This window comes from Streptosporangium sp. NPDC049248 (assembly GCF_040678965.1).
Lineage (GTDB): Bacteria > Actinomycetota > Actinomycetes > Streptosporangiales > Streptosporangiaceae > Streptosporangium > Streptosporangium fukuiense.
Genome location: NZ_JBFAQY010000092.1, coordinates 1 through 1,149, shown reverse-complemented (window position 1 = coordinate 1,149; position 1,149 = coordinate 1). Strand labels below are relative to the sequence as shown.

Genomic DNA, 1,149 nt, shown 5'->3' with positions numbered 1-1,149 from the left:
CCGGCGGTGACCAGGCTGATCAACACGATCAAGAACGGTGGCATCGTCGATGCCTGAGGCCGCGCCACTACCGCTGGACCCACGCGCCATCCTGCTGGAGGCCTCCGCCACCGGCCGTGATGACGCGATCGGCCAGTGCGGTCAGGCGCTGCTCGAGGTGGGCGCGGTGGAAAGCTCCTATATCGCCGCGATGCTGGAGCGGGAGCGTTCGATCTCCACCTACGTCGGCGAAGGGGTCGCCATCCCGCACGGCACCCTGGCCGCGAAGGACGCCGTTCACCATGACGCGATCTGCGTGCTGCGCTTTCCCCAGGGCGTCGACTGGGACGGCGAGCAGGTCACGGTGTGTATCGGTATCGCGGCCAAGGGCGATGGTCATGTGCGGCTGCTGGCCGAACTCGCCCAGATCCTGATGGATCCCGAGCAGGCCCGGGCCCTTCGCGAGGCGACCGAGGTCGCCCAGGTGGTCGGGCTGCTGCAACCCAACGAAGGGGACGAAGCACAGTGAAGGTCGCCCGTTTCTACGCTCCCGGCGATATCCGCGTCGAGGAGGCGCCGGAGCCCGTCGCCGGACCGGGTGAGATCAAGATCGGTGTGCGCAACTGCTCGACCTGCGGCACGGATGTGAAGATCTCCAGACACGGTCATCACCACATCCGGCCGCCCAGGGTCATGGGGCACGAGATCGCCGGTGAGGTCGCCGAGGTCGGCGAGGGGGTGAGCGGATGGGTTGCGGGCGAGCGGGTGCAGGTGATCGCCGCGATCCCGTGCGGCAGCTGCGCCGAGTGCCGGCGGGGCCGGATGACGGTGTGCCCGAACCAGGAGTCGATGGGGTATCACTACGACGGCGGTTTCGCCGACTACATGATCATCCCGGCCAAGGTGCTCGCGGTCGACGGCGTCAACCGGATCCCTGACGGGGTCGGTTTCGCCGAGGCCTCGGTGGCCGAGCCGCTGGCCTGTGTGCTCAACGGCCAGGAACTGGCCCGGGTCGGCGAGGGCGACGACGTGGTGATCATGGGGTCGGGCCCGATCGGCTGCCTGCACGTGCGGCTGGCCCGCTCGCGCGGCGCGGGCCGGGTCTTCCTGGTCGACATCAACGCCGAGCGGCTGGAGATGGCCGCCGCTCTGGTCGCCCCGGACGCGGCG

2 protein-coding genes are annotated in these 1,149 nt (G+C 69.5%); both read left to right on the top strand.

Annotation, left to right across the window (positions count from 1 at the left end):
• Positions 1–37: 37 nt before the first annotated feature.
• Positions 38–508, top strand: a complete 471-nt coding sequence (locus AB0K21_RS44695) for a PTS sugar transporter subunit IIA (RefSeq protein ID WP_343982482.1) — start codon at positions 38–40, stop codon at positions 506–508.
• The coding region (locus AB0K21_RS44690) for an alcohol dehydrogenase catalytic domain-containing protein (RefSeq protein ID WP_364159325.1) at positions 505–1,149 on the top strand (645 nt) is incomplete at its 3' end. The genes AB0K21_RS44695 and AB0K21_RS44690, both read left to right, overlap by 4 nt.